The following is a 17,070-nucleotide window of genomic DNA, read 5'->3' as shown; positions in this document are numbered from 1 at the left end:
GTCATGACCGATGCCATCACCCTGCAAACCCTGTCCGGTGCGGCGATCCTGCCGCACCTGGACGCGGTGGCCGCACTGCGCATCGCGGTGTTCCGCGACTGGCCCTATCTGTACGCAGGCAGTGCCGCCTACGAGCGCGAATATCTTGCGGCGTATGCGGCATCAGCGGACAGCGTGGTGGTGCTGGCGCGTGATGGCGATGCGGTAGTTGGCGCATCCACCGGCATCCCGCTGGCGCAGGACAGTGCCGAGTTCCAGCAACCGTTCCATGAACGCGGCATCGAGCCGGCGCGGGTGTTCTATTGCGGGGAATCCGTCTTGCTGCCGGCGTATCGCGGGCGCGGCCTCGGCCATGCCTTCTTCGACGCACGCGAGGCGCATGCGCGGCGGCTTGGTGGTTTCGATTTCACGGCATTCGCAGCGGTGGATCGCGATGCCGCCGATCCGCGCCGTCCTGCCGGGCATCGCGACAACGATGCGTTCTGGACGAAACGCGGCTATGTGCGCCAGCCGGGGATGACCATGCGCCTGCACTGGAATGAGAATGGCGTTGGCGAAGTGGAACATCCGCTGACGTTCTGGCTGCGGCCACTTGACGAGGAGACGAACGCATGAAGATCGCGGCCTGCAAATACCCGGTTGGTGAGCCGCGTGATTTCGTCGAGTTCGCGGCGAAGCAGGAAGCCTTGCTGCGCGAAGCAAAACGTGGTGGCGCGGAGCTTGCGGTATTGCCGGAATACCTGTCGCTGGAACTGGCGGCGATGTTCGATGCGCAAACGCGCGGCGACTTGCATGCCTCGTTTGCCGCCATACAGCCGTTGCGCGATGCGTGGCTTGATGTATACGCAACCCTGGCGCGCGAGTTGGGCCTGTGGATCAATGCCGGCAGCTTCCTGCTGGATGGCGGGCGCGGGCGCGGGCGCTATTGCAATCGAAGTGACCTGTTTTCGCCCGACGGTGACCACCTGTGGCAGGACAAGCTGCGCCTGACCGGCTTCGAGAAGAAAACCGGCGTGATCGAATCCGGCGATGCACTCAAGGTGTTCGACATCGACGGCATTCGCGCGGGCATCTCGGTCTGCTACGACAGCGAGTTCCCGCTGCCGGTGCGCGCGCAGTGCGAGGCCGGCGCGCGCCTGCTGTTGGTGCCCAGTTGTACCGATACCGATGCCGGCGCGACCCGCGTGCGGGTGGGCTGTTTGGCGCGGGCGCTGGAGAACCGCTGCTTCGTGGCACAGGCGGTCACTGCCGGCGAAGCAGCGTGGAGCCCGGCGCTGGACACCAATACCGGCGAGGCCGCATTGATCGCACCGATGGACGTGGGGCTGCCTGCCGACGGCATTTTGGCGCAGACCCGTGGCGAGGCATGCTGGGCCATCGCCGATCTCGATTTCGGCGCGCTGGAGGCCAGCCGCGTGCATGCGCAAGTCGCCAATGACCGCGACTGGCCGACGCAGTACTTCCCCACGGTGCTGCGCGCCCGGCTGGAACGCGCCGCGCATCGCGCAACCGGGGCGGAAGTGGCCTGAAACATGACCGATGGCCCACGGCAGGGGCGGTTTTGACCCTTAAACTCCAAGGTCAGTTTGCCAACCGGGGATTGGATGCAATGAAGCGATTGTTGTTGGCCGCCGCGCTGCTGGCGGGTGGCGTGGTGCAGGCACAAGAGAAGATCGACCTCGACACGACCTCGCGCATCCGTCAGGAAGCGTTCCAGCGTTCGCAGGTGATGGCGACGCTCAATCACCTGACCGACGTGATCGGCCCGCGCCTGACCAATTCCCCGGCGATGGCCGAGGCGAATGCGTGGACGCGCTCCAAGTTCAACGAATGGGGCCTGTCCAACGTCCATGACGAGGCGGTGGAAGATTTTGGTCGCGGCTGGGCGTTCACCGACACCACGGTGGAAATGCTCAGCCCGCGCCCGATGCCGCTGCACGCGCTGCCCAAGGCGTGGACGCCGGGCACCAGTGGCGCGGTGGAAGGCGAGGCCATCTACGCCAAGCTGGAGTCCAAGGCCGATCTGGAAAAGTGGAAGGGCAAGCTGAAGGGCAAGGTGCTGTTCACCGACGCACCGCGCGCGTACAAGCCCAACGAGAAGTCCGACTTCCAGCGCCACGATCACGCCAGCCTGGAAGAACTGCTCGCCTATCCGCTGCCCGAGGCGCGCCGTGGTGATGCCGCGATGCTGGCGATGTATCGCGAACGCATGGCCTTCGGCCCGTTGCTCAACCAATTCCTGATCGACGAGGGCGTGGTCGCCACCGTGTCGATCAGCAGTTGGGACAACGGCATCGTCCGCGTCATGGGTGGCGGTTCGCGCAAGGCCGGTGAATCGGTCGGCGTGCCGGCGCTGGTGATGATGGCCGAGCACTACAACACCGTGATGCGTGCGCTGGATCGCAAGGAAGCCGTGCGCCTGCGCCTGCAGGTGGATGCGCGCTTCACCAGCGACACCAACCAGACCGCCTACAACACCATCGCCGAGATTCCCGGCACCGGCCCGCAAAAGAATGAAGTCGTGATGCTGGGCGCGCATCTGGATTCCTGGCACACCGGCTCCGGCGCGAATGACAACGGCGCAGGCGTGGCGGTGATGATGGAGGCGGTGCGCATCCTCAAGGCCATCGGTGCGAAACCGAATCGCACCATCCGGGTGGCGCTGTGGACGGGTGAGGAACAAGGCCTGGTGGGTTCGCAGGATTACGTCGCGAAGCATTTCGCACGCTATCCGGAACCGACCGATCCCGAGCAGAAAGCACTCCCCGCTGCATTCCGCACCAGCAAGGGCAAGCTGATCCGCACCTCGGAGTACGAGCGCATCTCGGCCTACTTCAACCTGGACAACGGCAGCGGCAAGATTCGCGGCATCTACGCACAGGAAAACCTGTCGGCTGCGCCGATCTTCGAGGAATGGCTGAAGCCGTGGCATGACGTCGGCGCAACCATCGTCACCCAGCGCAATACCGGCAGCACCGACCACATCAGCTTCGACCGCGTCGGCATTCCCGGCTTCCAGTTCGTGCAGGATCAGCTGGACTACTTCAGCCACGTCCACCACACCCATCTGGACGTGCAGGACCACGCGGTGGAAGCCGACCTCAAGCAGGCTGCCGCCATCGTGGCCTCGTTCGTTTACAACACTGCCCAGCGCCCGCAAAAGCTGCCGCGCAAGATGCTGGTGGAAAACTGATCGGACGCAGTGCCGCTCCGTTGATGTGCCAAGGGCCGGCATTGCCGGCCCTTTTCATGTCAGGCGTTTCGGGTGTTTGATCGTGGTGAGAGTGCGGGACGACATTCCCCGTGATGCGCGATCCATGGGCTATTGCAATCGTTTGCATAGATGTGGTCGAATCGCACGCATCGACCAGAAGGGGCGTCATCGAGTGACGTGGTCGAAGTGGCTGCACGAGCTTCACGAAATTCGCACAAGGCGGGCTTTGCCCTTGCCTTGGGGCCGCAGGTTTGCCGCTTCACAGGGCATGTCTCGGTATGTGACGTGCTTCAGCTAAATCGAAGCAGTTGCGCCAGATAGCCAAAGAATCTGGTGCCTTCATCCCGGGGGCAACGATGGCGAGCAAAAGCAGCACAGCAAATCATGATGAAACGCATGAACGTAATGTCGGTATGGCTATGTCCAAGGCAAGCAGACGGTGATGACGGTGAACATCGGCGGTACGGTTAGCAATGTGGTGACAGGCGTCAAGCGCCGGCCTTTCGGCCCCGCCGTGAGCTTGACTTATGGCAACGGACTCGAGCGGCGGCATTATTTTGATGAAGGCTACATCGCAGGTGTACAAGTTGAGTAATTACCCGACACTGGGTCATCGGTAGTGGCAGTCAGGCGACGAGTTTCTCAGCTTCGTTTTCGGTTGTCTCCTCGGGTTCTGGAATGATCGGTGGCAGGGTCTTGCGCTTGAGCGCTTCGCGCAGTGCCTGAGCAGGTGTGCGGCCCTTGAGCCGATAGCCCTGGTGGCTGCGTTCGTGGTTGTAGTAGCGCAGGAAGGTGTCGAGGTCGCGCTGGATCTCGGCGGGGGTGATGTACCAGGTCTGGCGTCCTGCGACGCGGAAGCACTCGTCCAGCAGCGTGCGGTTCATGCGCTCGACGAAGCCGTTGGTGCGCGGCGTGGCGATCTTCGTGGTGCGATGCTCGATGCCCTCCATCGCCAGCAGCAACTCGTAGGGGTGACTGTCGGGCTTGCCGCAGAACTCGCGGCCGTTGTCGGTCAGGATCGCCTGCACCGGCACGTCGAGCGCTTCGTAGAACGGCAGTACGCGCTCGTAGAGGGTGTCGGCAGCCGTGACGGGCATCTTGCTGGTGTAGACCTTGGCGAAGGCCAGCGAGCAGAAGGTGTCGACCACGACCTGAACGTAGACCTTGCCCACGCCCTTGAGGGTGCCCCAGTAGAAGGTGTCCTGGTTGAGCAGTTCGCCGGGGCCGTTGGACTCGACGTGTTGTGGCAGGGCGTCACTGCCGGCCTTCTCCAGCAGGCGCATCTGCTAGTCGGACAGGACGAAGGTGGTCTCGCGAGCGGCGGCTTCCAGTCGCAGCAGGCGCTGGTGACGCCGAAGCAGGTCGTGACGCTGCCAGACGCCGCGAACGCCGGACTGGCTGACCTCGACGCCTTGCAGGCGCAGCTGGTTGGCGACGAACTGCGAGCCCTTGGTGGGGTGGGCCAGGCAGAAGTCGAGGATGGCTTGCTCGACCTCGGGCGAGACCCGGTTGGGGTGTGGCCCACGCGGGCCGCGACGCTGTTCGACCAGCGCAGCGACACCGCCGGTCTGGAAGGCACGCTTGATGTCGTAGAACGAGTCTCGGTGGTAGCCCATGATCTGGCAGGCCTTGGAGACGTTGCCGAGTTCCTCGGCCAATTGGAGCAGGGATAGCTTGCGCTTGGCACGCTGGGATGCAGCGGACATCTGGGTTCTCCGGTGAGGTTGATCGGTGTGGTAACCACCAATCTACCGAAGGCCCAGGTGTCCGCCCTTCATGGCCTCATGAGGGGCGGACTGTCGGGTAAATACTCAACACAAACACAAACCTGCGCCCACCAGCCGTACCAGTGATTACTGATAAAGCCCGGTGTTGAAGGGTACTGCGTTGTGCTGTTACATCCAGATCAGCCGAACAGGTTGCCCAGCGACTTGGCGGCGTTGCCCATCGCTTGCGTGGCACCGGCTGTCGCTGACTGCGCTGCACCGACCGCGCCATTGGCAGCTTGCGCAGCTGCGTTCGACGCATTGCCGATGGCGGCTTGTGCGCTGCCGATGGCGGCTTGCGCGGCTTCGCCGGCGGTGGCTGCGGCTTGTTGTGCGGTTTCCTGCGCGGTGTTCAGTGCGCCTTGTGCGGCACCGGTCAGGGCTTGCTGGGCCTGTTGTGCGGCCTGATTGGCCTGCGCCAGCCCTTGTTGTGCGGCCTGGCTGACTTGTTGCTGGGCCTGCGCGGCAGCGGCTTGTGCCGTGTCCAGTGCCTGCTGGGCGGCATCGCCGGCCTGTTGCTGGGCGCTATCGACGGCAGTCATCGCCTGATCGATCGCGCCTTGCGCGGCCTGCTGCGCCTGTTCCTTCATGCCGTTGACGGCGTCCTTGGCCTGCGCGATGGCGGCACCGGCCTGATCGCGCACGGCCTGTTGTGCCTGCTGCACTGCGCCCTTGGCGGTATCCAGCGCCTGCTGGGCGGCGCTGTTGGCGGCAGCTTGCGCCTGATCCAGCGCGTTCATGGCATCGTCCATGGCAGCCATCGCCTGATCGGCCAGCGCATCGGCCTGATCCAGCGCTGCGTTGGCTTGATCCAGCAGTGGCCCCGCCACGTTCTGCAGCGCGTTGCCGGCATTGCCCAGTGCGTTGTTGGCCTGCGCGGCGCGGCGCGCCAGTTCGTCCATCAGCGCCTGCACATAGGGGCAGTGCGAGGAGGGCATGTCCACCGGCAGGTTGGGGAAGGCATCGGGCAGTGCGTCCATCAATGCGCCGACCATGCCGAGTGCATCACGGGCGCGATCCATGACTTCGCTGCGCGCGGCCTGCAAGGCATTGCTGGCGGCATCGCGCAGCATGTCCTGTGCCTGATCGATGGCGGTGTTGGCGGCGCTCAGCGCATTGCCCACGCCGTCCTCGATCAGGGTCATGGCGTTGTCCACCATGCCCATGGCCTGATCGATGGCTTCCTGTGCCGCCTGCTCGGCGGTCTGCATGGCGTTGTCCAGCGCCTGCGTGGCGGTGTCCAGCGCGCCTTGCACCATCTGCTTGGCTTGCTGCTGGGCGGCATCGACCGCTGCCTGCGCCTGCTTCAATGCGTTCTGCGCTGCTGCGCCGGCCTGCTCGCGGGCCTGGGTGAGCGCCTGATTGGCCTGCGCCAGTGTTTTCTGTGCGATGTCGTTGGCGGCGTTGCGGGCATCGTCCAGTGCCTGGTTGGCCTGCGTCAGCGCGCCTTGCGCAGCGGCACCTGCCTGTGCGGCGGCTTGTTGCGCGGCTTGCTGGGCTTGCGCCACTGCGCCGTTCGCAGCGCCTGCGGCCGCGGTGGCGGCATTGGAGACGGCGGTCTGTGCTTCGGCAACCGCGCCCTGTGCCGCAGCGGCGGCTTGCTGGGTGGCGGCGGTGGCGGCTTGCTGTGCCTGCTGGGCGGCTTGCCCTGCGGCAGCGCCAATGCTCGACAGCCCTTCGGTCAATGATTCGAACATGTCAGCCCCCCTGCGCACGGCGGTGGTCGCTGTAGGCGGCGGCGGTCCAGATTTCGATCAGCAGGGCGCGGTCGAGCTGCGAACTGCTGCGGTCGGCCAGGATGCCGACGATGGACGGATCGTTGGCGACCCGCATGTTGCCGAACAACGAGCAGGCCACGGCATAGGCGGCCACGGCGCGCTGGCTGCGCAGGCCGGCCTTGCGGCAGTGGTCGATCACCGCGTCCAGTTCGGCATCGAGCTGATCCAGTTGCATGGGCGCGTTGCCGCCAAGATGGCGGTTGAGGAAGTCGGCCAGATTGTTGCGAAGCTGGACTTCGCCGATCGCGGCCATCTGTTTGCGTTTGACTGCAAGCACCTGCAACTCCTTCAGGCGGCGCTGGACAGGGCCAGCGGTTGCGCCCCGGGGCCACCGTCGCGCGCGAAATACAGCGCGCTGTCCTGGCTGCGGCCTTCGACATAGATACCGCGGATCGGGCCGAAGAACTCCCGGCGCGCCGGTGCGTCCAGTGATGGAATGACTGTGCGAAACGCGCGCGGGTCATAGAAGCGGAACAACATGCTGTTGCCATCCGGCGTGCGCACGCGCAGCACCCGGCGCAGGTGTGAGCGCACCGCGTGCAGGTCAACACCGGGATCGGCCACCAGCACGATGCCCCAGTGGTCGTTCCAGCCGTCGCGCAATGCCATTTGGGTGGCCGTGGCATCCGGGTCCAGTTGCATCACGTAGGGCGCAGCTGCGGCCAGCATCGGGTCGAGGCTACCGGAGAACAGGCACAGCGCTTCGGGCGCGTTGCGCTGCAGCAGGCTGGGCAGGTCGTCGATGATCGCGCCGTCCAGCACCGCGAAGACCGGCGATGCGCCATTGCCGAAGACCGTGCGCCGCAATTGCTCGTAATGTGCCTGACCGATCACGCGAATCGTTCCCTGCTGTCCGGTGGAGCCTGCGATGACGCCCGGCGACATGCCGGATCGGGTCTCCCCCCGGGGCCTTTGCCATCTTCCTTCCATATCAATACGCAAAAGGGCGGCAGGATCGGACATGTGCCCGCCGGTGGTTTGCGTCGCGGGTGCTGGCGCGGTCATGCACCCACGCCCATTGCCCGCAGGGCGGCGCGTGCGGCCTCGCATTCAGCACAGAACGGTTGTGCCGCGCGGGCGGCATTGCGCAGGGCCTTGGCCTGCAGTTGCTGGGTCGGGTTGGTGACCTTTCCGGCCTTGGAATTGATGGCCTCCAGCGCTTCCTTCGGTTTGTCTGCCTTTTCCGCCTTCATCGCCTTGTTGGCAGGCATAGGGCTGCCGCCGGAATTGATGAAGACCATGGTGCCGGTGATCTGCACGCCTGCCGGGCTGAGTACGATGGAGCTGCTGCCGGCTTTCAGGCTGATGATCGTCCCGGCTTCCAGCACCAGGTTGGTGCCGGCCTTGATGTCGGTGTTCGCACCACTGGTGAGCGCGAGATTCGCGCCGGCAGTGAGATCCAGATTCAGGCTGGCGGTGTGGGCACTGTTCCTGCGCACGTCGGTGTGGTGATTGGCACCGACCGTGCGGTAGTCGTCCGCGCCGACCGTGAGTGCGCGGTGCTGGCCGACGGCGATCGTTTCGTTCTTGCCGACGGTGGCTGCGCGATCCTCGCCGATGGTCTCGGTATGGTTCTTGCCCACGGTGAGGTCGGAATGCACGCCGACGGCTTCCGTCCGGCAATTGCCGGTGCGCAGCTGCAGGTTTTTCTGCGCGTGCAGGTAGATTTCCTCGTGGCCCTTCTTGTCTTCGAAGCGCAGCTCGTTGTAGCCGCCGCCGCCCTTGGAAGACAGCGTCTTGATGGTGGAGCGGGTGGCCTCGCCGGGCAGTGCAAGCGGCGGCTGGTTGATGCCGTTATAGACGCAGCCCACCACGATGGGGCGGTCCGGGTCGCCTTCGAGGAAATCGACCACCACTTCCATGCCGATGCGCGGCATGAACAGCGTGCCGTAGCCGTTGCCGGCCCACATCTGCGCCACCCGCACCCAGCACGAGGCCTTGTCGTCCTGGGTGTTGGTGGTGCGCCTGGGCACCTTGCGATCCCAGGGGAAGCGCACCTTGATGCGGCCATGGCTGTCGGTGTAGATCTCTTCGCCCTGCGGGCCGACCACGACAGCGGTCTGCGGGCCACGCACTTGGCCGCGCGGCGTTGTCAGCGGCGCGCGATACACCCGCTCATGCGGTTGCAGGAGGAAGTCGTTGCGGTAATCGGATGCGCCCTCTTCGCCGCCCAGATTGTTGCGCCCGTGGTGCCAGACCGCGAGCACCAGATACTCGATGTTGAAGCGGTCGTCATGGTGATCTTCAAGGGTGAAGATGTGGCCGGGCGTGAGGCTGCGGGCCTGGCCGCTGCCGCGGCACTGCAGGTGACTGGATTCCTCGGCTTCCATCAGCACCTGCGAGCGATGCTTGCCCAGGGTGGGGTCGGAGCTGCCGTCCTGCCTCGTGAAATCGCCCGGGTAGCGGTAGCGCTCCAGTTCCCAGTCCGCGCCGATCCGCAGCATGGTGGGCGTGTTCTCGCTGACCGCGTTGCGCTTTTCGTAGCTCCAGTCGGACAAGGTGACCTGACGGGTGCGCATCTGTTCGTTGCGTACCAGATGGGTGATGGCGTCGCCTTCTTCGGCGTGTCCGTGTTCGTGGAACGGGATGATGTGCGGATCCAGTTTGGGGTTGCCGTCCTTGTGGTCGGTGAAGACCAGCAGGTGCCTGGACTCGCCACCATCGTCATGGTGGCGGAAGTAGTAGTGGATGCCTTCGCGTTCGATCAGCCGCGAGATGAAGTCGAACGTGGTCTCGTTGTACTGCGTGCAGTATTCAAGCTTGGGATGCGTTTCCTTCAGCTCGATCCTGAAGTCGCTGTAGTTGAACTCGCCGAAGATCGTTTCGATGATTTCGGGAACCGTCAGCTCCTGGAAGATGCGGCAGTCCTCGTGCTGGGTCATGAACCAGAACCAGGGCACGATGTCGCACTCGTAGACGAACATGTCGTCCTGCCCATCCGCCGAGGAATGCGCGCGTCCACAGGACGTGAAGCGCGAGACATAGCCGTTCCAGTGGCGTTCGCCTTGCTCGTTTCTGCCGTCGGTTTCAATGCGCAGGATCGCGGTGCGGCCGATGATCCGCTCCGGGTCGATGTCCTCATGTTCGGACAGCAGGCGCAGCTTGAACTCGAACAATTGCGAGACCGCTTCATGGCCCGACATTGCATCGATCAACAGGTCATCCTCCCCGTAGTCCTGCAGGGTGAGGAAGTACATGCGGTTGCTGGTGGAAAAATGGCTGGGCATGACGTGGATGGCCGGGTTTCGCTGCCTATGGTGGTCAAACGCGGCGGCGGGCGACATTCGTCCGAAGTGCTATGCGTGGCCGATGCCGCCGGTCATGGCATAGCGCGAAGGGTGTAGTGCCCGAGGTGCAGGCCTGATGCCGCGCGGGGCCGTCCCTGGCCGCGCGTCGGGTTGTCAGCAGACGGTATAGGTGAACTTGCCGTCTTCACCTGCACCGATGTGGATGGCCTGGATGCTGCCGCCTTCGGCCATGCGTTCCAGCACGTGGCCGGAGACTTCCGGCAACACGGTGCCGGTGAGGATGTTGTCGATGTTGCGTGCGCCGGAATCCACCTCGGTGCAGCGCGCGGTGATGGTATCCACCACCGCATCGTCGTACTGGAAGTCCGCGCCGTGGTTGGCCTTGATGCGCTTGCCGATCTTGTTGAGTTTCAGGCGCACGATCTTGCGCAGGTTCTCGTCCTTCAGCGGGTAATAGGGGATCACGGCAGTGCGGCCCAGGAAGGCCGGCTTGAACACGCGGTTGAGCTCGGGTTTGAGCAGGTCGTTGAGGTATTCGACCGAGGGCACGTCATCGGATTCGTTGCAGGCCTGCATCACCAGATCGGTGCCGGCGTTGGAGGTGAGGATGATGAGGGTGTTGCGGAAGTCGATCTCGCGGCCTTCGCCGTCTTCCATGCGGCCCTTGTCGAACACCTGGAAGAACAGCTCCAGCACGTCGGGGTGGGCCTTTTCGATTTCGTCCAGCAACACCACCGAATACGGCCTGCGGCGCACGGCTTCGGTCAGCACGCCGCCTTCGCCGTAGCCGACGTAGCCGGGCGGGCTGCCCTTGAGGCTGGAGACGGTATGCGCTTCCTGATATTCGGACATCGCAATCGTGATCATGCTGCGCTCGCCGCCGTACAACGCATCGGCAAGGGCAATCGCGGTTTCGGTCTTGCCCACGCCGGAGGTGCCGACCAGCAGGAACACGCCCTTGGGCTTGTCCGGGTCTTCCAGATTGGCGCGCGAGGTGCGCACGCGCTGGGCGATGGCATCCAGCGCATGGCTCTGGCCGATGACACGTTCTTCCAGTGATTCCTTCAGCCGCAGCACGGTCTGGATTTCGTCGGCGACCATGCGGCCCACCGGGATGCCGGTCCAGCCGGCGATGATTTCTGCCACGGCGGAGGCATCCACCACCGGCAGCAGCATCGGTTCGAAGCCCTGCAGCGTCTTCAATTCGCTGCGCAGCGCATTGAGCGTGGCTACGGCATCGGCGCGGGCGGGATCGTCCGCCGACATCGCCTCCACCTTGTCCAGTTCGGCGTGGATCTTGCCGACCAGTTCCTTCTCCTGCGCGAAGCGGGCTTCGTCCGCCGCCAGCGATTCGCTCAGGCTCGCGGTTTCATCGGCGATCTCGGCAAGGCGCTTGCCGTGGTCGCTGCCGCCGGCCTGTTCCTTTTCCAGTTGCGTGCGCTCGGTGGCCAGCACGTCAAGCCTGCGGCGCGCATCCTCGATGCGGGCGGGTGTGGCGTTCTGGCCGATGGCGATCTTGGCGCAGGCCGTGTCCAGCATGCTGACGGCCTTGTCCGGCAGCTGCCGGCCGGGGATGAAGCGCGAGCTGAGTTTCACCGCTTCGACGATGGCTTCGTCGAGGATGCGTACCTTGTGATGCGCGGCCATCGCCTGGCCGACGCCGCGCAGCATCGACACCGCCTTGGCATCGTCCGGCTCATCCACCTTCACCACCTGGAAGCGGCGGGTCAGCGCCGGATCCTTCTCGAAATACTTCTTGTATTCCGACCATGTGGTGGCGGCGATGGTGCGCATCTCGCCGCGTGCAAGCGCCGGCTTGAGCAGGTTGGCGGCATCGTTCTGGCCGGCTGCGCCGCCTGCGCCGATCAGGGTATGCGCTTCGTCGATGAACATGATGATCGGGGTGGGGCTGGACTTGACCTCTTCGATCACGCCCTTCAACCGGTTTTCGAACTCGCCCTTCACCGATGCGCCGGCCTGCAGCAGGCCAAGATCGAGCGAAAGCAGTTCCACGCCCTGCAACTGCGGCGGTACGTCACCCGCGGCGACACGCAGTGCCAGCCCTTCGACCACGGCGGTCTTGCCGACGCCGGCCTCGCCAGTGAGGATCGGGTTGTTCTGCCGGCGGCGGGTCAGTACATCCACCATCAGCCGGATTTCCGAATCGCGGCCCAACACCGGGTCGAGCTTGCCGTCGCGGGCGCGCTGGGTCAGGTTGATGCAGTACTGGTCTAGGTTCGGCGTCTTGCTGGGCCTGCCGCCGCCTGCCGCCGCGCCGGGTGCAGCGGCTTCGCCACCGATGGCACCGCCGGCATCGCCGAGTGCGCGTGCGTCCTTTGCTTCACTGGAGGCTTCGGTCAGCGCGTGGAAGTTCCTGGTCAGGGTTTCGAGGTTGATCTTTTCCAGCGAGCGCGCACTTACCGACACCAGCCTGCGCAGTTCGGAATCACCCAGCAGTGCGACCAGCAGATGGCCGCTGCGCACCTTGGCTTCGCCGAATTCGATGGAGGCCCAGCCCCACGCGGATTCGAACAGCTTGGGGATCATCGCCGACAGCGCGGGCGTGCGCTGGTTGCCGCTCTTGAAGCCGTCCAGCACCTTGCCCAGCTCGCGCTCCAGTGCTTCGGGCGCGATCTCGAACTGGCGCAGGATGCGGCGGATGTCGCTGTTCTCCACTTCCAGCAGCTTCACCAGCACGTGTTCGACTTCGACCTCGTAGTGGCCGCGCGACATGCACAGGCCCGCCGCGCCTTCCATCGCGCCCCGGCAGGTGGTGTTCAAACGCGCGATGAGCGCACGCAGGTTCAGTGCCATGATTGGCCTCCCATTGCGGAAAAGTGGAATCGGGAATCGGTGGCGGGTCGCCGCTCGCGGCGACCGCGCAACCATGTGTTCCAGCCCAGTTGCGGGCGGTTTGCGTCGCGTGCGCCAAGGCGCAGCGGCGGAACTTCGGATGCGTGCAGTGACAGCCGCACGCGCAGGTCCAGCGCGATGCCGGTGAGGAATTGCGTCAGTTCGATCACGTCGCCAAGCCGCACGCCGCGCGGCAGCAGGCTGTTGAAGCGCTCGCGCCGCAGCGGGCCGATGGTCAGTTGCAGCGTGGTTTGCCTGTCCCAGTAACGTGCGCCCAGCACGCAGCCATCACCAAGGCGGTGGTTGGCGCGGCCAAGCTGGGTGCGGGCACCCGCCGTGATGTCCTGCCAGGTGCCGAGGCAGCCGGAGGCTTCAACGGGCGCGCCGACAACGGCAGACACGACCTGCGCGATGGCGCGTTCGCCATGCGGGCGTTGTGCGATCAGGCCGGAGAAATAGGTAAGCGCTGCGCCGGGCAGCGGCTTGCCTGCAACATCGCCGCGCCGGGTGGGGCGCAACCGCGATTGCAGCGCGGGCGTGCCCAAGCCGACGATGTGCTCCAGATAACGCAGCACCGAATTGTTGAAGCCGAATTGCCGCCCGATTTCCGGGCGATGCTTGGCCCATGCCTGCCAGAACAGCGACAGAAGCCGATGGTTGAACAGATCGAAGAAATCCTGCGCGGCGCGGTCGCGGTTGGTCTTGCGCGCGATCAGCAGTTCCGTGTAATTGCGTGGCAGCACGCCGGACGGGCCGGTCAGGCCCATGAAGTTCACGCAGACGCGGGTATTGCCTTCACTGTTTTCGATGCCGTGCAACTCGGCAGGCGGGAAGGCCAGCGACGGTGGCGTGGTGAAGCGCAGTGGCCCCGGACGCGCGCCGGTGCCGCGCCCGTCGAAGCCATGCGCGTCGTACAGCAGGCGCACGGCCTGGAAGAAGCCGAAGCGCCCCGGCTCCGCCAGCAGGCGCTCCAGTGCCGGCTGCATCGGGTCGATGCGATCCGTTGGCGTGGGCGCTGCGACCTGTATGGGGGCGTCGGTACTCATGTCAGCGGCAGGCTTCCGCTGCGCGGCGCGAAGCGCACCATCCAGTCCTCGCGCTGGCGCGTGCGCACGCTGAGGCGGGTGTAGGAATTGGCGGTGCAGTACAGGCCGAAGAAATGGTCAAGCACGCAGGCCATCAGATACACGCCGGAGCCGACGTACTGGTTCTCGTCGAAGGTGAGTTCGATCTCGGTGCCGCGCACGAAGGCCTGCCGTGGCGCACGCCCGACGCGGGTGACGGAAGGGTGCCCGGAGACTTCGGTGATGCCGGCGATCTGCTTGCGCAGGGTGCCGGAGTCCGCGAAGTTGTAGAGGTTGAGGATTTCAAGCAGCGCCTCGCGCCCGCCATCGACGATGGACAGATGGTTGAGCGACAAATGCGATATCAGCCGCCACTGGTTGGCCTGCCGCATCGGTGCGCGCCATGTGGCACTTGGCTTTTTCAGCAATTGCGCGCTGGCGATCACGCCGCCCTGTTCGGGGTGCAGCATGCTGTCATCGCCGCCGAATGGCAGCAGTGAGGGCAGGTCGCGGTTGGTGCAGGTCAGGCCGATGGACAGCGTGTCCACGCCCGGCGTGCGCGGGTTCATGTCGCGATCCACCAGGCTCATCATCACGTCGGAGCCGTCGTCGTTCGGCAGCATCGAAGGTCGCCGCTGCAGGAACCAGAAATGGCCGCTGCCGTCGTCGTGCAGGCCGTGTTGCACCGAATGGATCGGATGGAACTCGACCGAATCGGTGCCGCCGGGCGTGCGGCTGAACTTGCGCACCCAATCGACCGAATAGACTTCAAGCCCCATCGGCCGGCGCACGTCGGGGATGACCTGATATTCGTGGCGTTCCTGCGACAGCCGGATCGGTTCGCCCTGTTGCTTGAACAGGTTGACCACCGGCGTGCAGAACAGGCGGAAGGTCTCGGCACAGACGGCCTGTTCCAGTCGTTGCAGGCGTTCCGGCCTGCCGAAGGCGTTGAACTCGATGGCGACTTCCATCTCGCGCCCGAAGCGCGACAGGTCGGGAAGCAGCAGGTCAACGAACAGGAACTTCTCCGGCAACACGAAGTATTCCTGGATCAACCGATAGCCCAGGAATGATCTCGGGTCGTAGTCGAGCAGGGCATCGGCATCATCAAAGCCGACTGGCTGCAGCGCGTCCGGCGCAAGCCGCAGCGGCGGCACCTGCGCCGCATCGCCCGGCGCGCGCAGGGTGATGCTGGCGGCGGAGTTGAGCAGCAGTTCATGCAGCGCATGCACCAGTGGGCTTTCGCCATCCAGATACAGGCGCAGGCGCGGGATTTTCAGTTTCGACAGGGGCTCCTGGCCGGTGGCTTCGATGCGCAGGCGCAAGGTGGCGACGGTGTCGCTGCCGGTGACGGCGAAGGCGGAGCGCTCCGCCGCTTCCAGCCGCGCATCGGCGATGCGCAGCGGCCACACTTCCACCGGATAGGCAGTGCGATAGCGCACCGGCAGGCCCTGCACGTGGCGCGTCAGCAGTTCGCTGTGGCGCGGCAGTTCCTGCATCGTGCTGATTTCGGTGCCGGGCGCGAGCTGCAACTGCGCGATCGACATCGACGGAACAGGCCGCAGGAAATGCGGATACAGCACCGACAGCAGGGCTTCGGTGATCTGCGGGAACTCGTCGTCCAGCTTCTTGTGGATGCGCGAAGTCAGAAACGCGAACGACTCGATCATCCGCTCGACGTGCGGGTCTTCGCAGACCTCGCCTTCCATCTGCAGGCGCGCGGCGATCTTGGGATAGCGCGCGCCAAACTCCTTCGACAGCCGCCGCAGGTAGGTCAGTTCGGTTTCGTAATACGGCAGCAGATCGTCGAGCATGGCGGTTCCGCGCATTGCGCAGCGCGCGGGTGCGCGCATGGCGATGGCACAGGCTAGTTAGCCGCTGCTCACGCAACCATTCACCGGAAGGCCTATGCCTTTTCCTCCTTCCCCTTGAAGGGGAGGGCTTGAGCATTCAATCCTCGACGCAGAACTCTTCGTCCGGCACCGCGCAATCGCGCAGTCCGCCAGCGCCACGTGTCTTGATGCCGCTGGCGGCGGCGCTGCCGGCCACTGCCTTGGGCAACAGCAGCCACATCCGCACCGGCTGGTTGGTGGCAAGCGCCATCCTGCCGGCCTTGTCGCCGAAGCCCCAGAAGAAGTCGCCGCGCACGCTGCCACGGATCGCACCGCCGGTGTCCTGCGCGAACACCAGCCGCCGCATCGGGCCCTTGTTGCCGGGCTGGGTGCCGTCGATGAAGACCGGTGCGCCCAGCGGCGTGGCGCGCGGATCAACCGCCATCGAGCGGCCCGGGCTGAGCGGCACGCCCAGCGCGCCAATCGGGCCTTCCGGGCCGTCGCCGATGCGGCGGAAAAACACATAGCTGGGATCGGGGATGCCCGTGCGCGGCACGGCCACGCCATCGCCCACGGCATGGCCGGCGGGCTTGTTGCCGGCCACGCCTTCGTATTCGGACATGTCCATCCTCGGCGCAGCGGAGGATTTCGATTTTGCTTTCGATGTGGACGCCGGCGCTGGCGCTTCGTTTGTCTCGACGCTGGTCGCTGCGATGTCATCTTCCGGTGCAACGTAGGATTCATCCGCCACCGGCGCACTCATCAGTGCCTGGATCATGGCATCCACATCCGATGACTGCACCGCGATGGCGCTGCCGCTGGACGCAGGTCGCTTGGCCGGGCGCTTGGCTTTCGGGCGTTGCGATGACGCATTGGCAGTGGCCGTTGCCGTGCCGCCGCCCTGCAGTGCAGCCACGATGCGCGCGACCTCGGCATCCACGGCGGCATCACCGCTGCTGCCGGACTTGCGCACGCCACGGGTGCCGCCGGGTACATCGATGGTGGGCGCCTGCTCCAGACCGCGCGCCTTGATCGCCAGCAGCATGTTGTCGGAATCACCGCGCGTGGCATTGGGCATGAACGGGTGCCCGTTCTGTTCCGCATAGGCCAGCCGGATCAGCCCGCCGTCCTTGAGCTGAATCTTGCCCGAGCCCTGGATCTGCATCGAATACAGCTTGAACGGATCGGCCACCCACGCAAGCACAGGCGCATCAAGGCCGCTGGCATCGATCTGCTGGCGGTTGTAATACGGCTTGACGGTATTGCCTTCGATGCGCACGCGGTAGCGCTTGTCACGCGGGTTGGGCGATACGCC

12 protein-coding genes and 1 pseudogene are annotated in these 17,070 nt (G+C 65.1%); 4 read left to right on the top strand and 9 right to left on the bottom strand.

What is annotated here, in order from left to right:
• The first annotated feature begins 3 nt into the window (after positions 1–3).
• From QM612_RS07270 to QM612_RS07255, 4 genes are all read left to right on the top strand, one after another.
• Positions 4–615, top strand: coding sequence for a GNAT family N-acetyltransferase (locus QM612_RS07270; protein ID WP_415253231.1), 612 nt, complete (start codon positions 4–6; stop codon positions 613–615).
• Complete coding sequence (locus QM612_RS07265) at positions 612–1,529, top strand: carbon-nitrogen hydrolase family protein (RefSeq protein ID WP_415253230.1); 918 nt, start codon at positions 612–614, stop codon at positions 1,527–1,529. Before QM612_RS07270 ends, QM612_RS07265 begins: the two co-directional genes overlap by 4 nt.
• A gap of 80 nt (positions 1,530–1,609) precedes the next feature.
• Positions 1,610–3,193, top strand: a complete 1,584-nt coding sequence (locus tag QM612_RS07260; RefSeq protein ID WP_415253229.1) for a M20/M25/M40 family metallo-hydrolase — start codon at positions 1,610–1,612, stop codon at positions 3,191–3,193.
• 463 nt (positions 3,194–3,656) lie between these two features.
• The gene (locus QM612_RS07255; RefSeq protein WP_415253228.1) at positions 3,657–3,809 is read left to right on the top strand and encodes a hypothetical protein; all 153 of its coding nucleotides are present in this window, start codon (positions 3,657–3,659) and stop codon (positions 3,807–3,809) included.
• A gap of 31 nt (positions 3,810–3,840) precedes the next feature.
• Here the strand turns inward: QM612_RS07255 and QM612_RS07250 are convergent.
• The 9 genes and pseudogenes from QM612_RS07250 to QM612_RS07210 all read right to left on the bottom strand — a co-directional run.
• Positions 3,841–4,920 (bottom strand): annotated as a pseudogene (locus QM612_RS07250) (IS481 family transposase).
• Positions 4,921–5,120: 200 nt separating this feature from the next.
• Positions 5,121–6,677: a hypothetical protein gene (locus tag QM612_RS07245; RefSeq protein WP_415253227.1), complete on the bottom strand. Its 1,557-nt coding sequence runs from the start codon at positions 6,675–6,677 to the stop codon at positions 5,121–5,123.
• Position 6,678: 1 nt separating this feature from the next.
• Entirely contained in the window at positions 6,679–7,035 is a 357-nt protein-coding gene (locus QM612_RS07240; protein WP_415253226.1) for a hypothetical protein, read from the bottom strand.
• 11 nt (positions 7,036–7,046) lie between these two features.
• A complete protein-coding gene (locus QM612_RS07235; RefSeq protein WP_415253225.1) occupies positions 7,047–7,643 on the bottom strand; it encodes a DUF4123 domain-containing protein in 597 nt (198 codons plus the stop codon).
• A 116-nt stretch (positions 7,644–7,759) separates the two neighbouring features.
• Entirely contained in the window at positions 7,760–9,985 is a 2,226-nt protein-coding gene (locus QM612_RS07230; protein WP_415253224.1) for a type VI secretion system Vgr family protein, read from the bottom strand.
• Positions 9,986–10,159: 174 nt separating this feature from the next.
• Complete coding sequence (tssH, locus tag QM612_RS07225; protein ID WP_415253223.1) at positions 10,160–12,820, bottom strand: type VI secretion system ATPase TssH; 2,661 nt, start codon at positions 12,818–12,820, stop codon at positions 10,160–10,162.
• Positions 12,811–13,905 (bottom strand): type VI secretion system baseplate subunit TssG, encoded by a 1,095-nt coding sequence (gene tssG / locus QM612_RS07220; RefSeq protein ID WP_415253222.1) that lies wholly within the window; start codon positions 13,903–13,905, stop codon positions 12,811–12,813. The genes tssH and tssG overlap by 10 nt, the downstream gene beginning before the upstream one ends.
• Positions 13,902–15,737, bottom strand: a complete 1,836-nt coding sequence (tssF, locus tag QM612_RS07215; protein WP_415253221.1) for a type VI secretion system baseplate subunit TssF — start codon at positions 15,735–15,737, stop codon at positions 13,902–13,904. The genes tssG and tssF overlap by 4 nt, the downstream gene beginning before the upstream one ends.
• A 136-nt stretch (positions 15,738–15,873) precedes the next feature.
• Positions 15,874–17,070 (bottom strand): MltA domain-containing protein (locus QM612_RS07210; RefSeq protein WP_415253220.1); only part of this gene is annotated, 1,197 nt, incomplete at its 5' end.

The sequence above is a fragment of the Thermomonas sp. genome (assembly GCF_047606765.1).
In the GTDB taxonomy this organism is placed as follows: Bacteria; Pseudomonadota; Gammaproteobacteria; order Xanthomonadales; family Xanthomonadaceae; genus Thermomonas.
The sequence above is the reverse complement of the archived record's forward strand: the minus strand, read 5'-3'. Positions and strand labels throughout refer to the sequence as shown.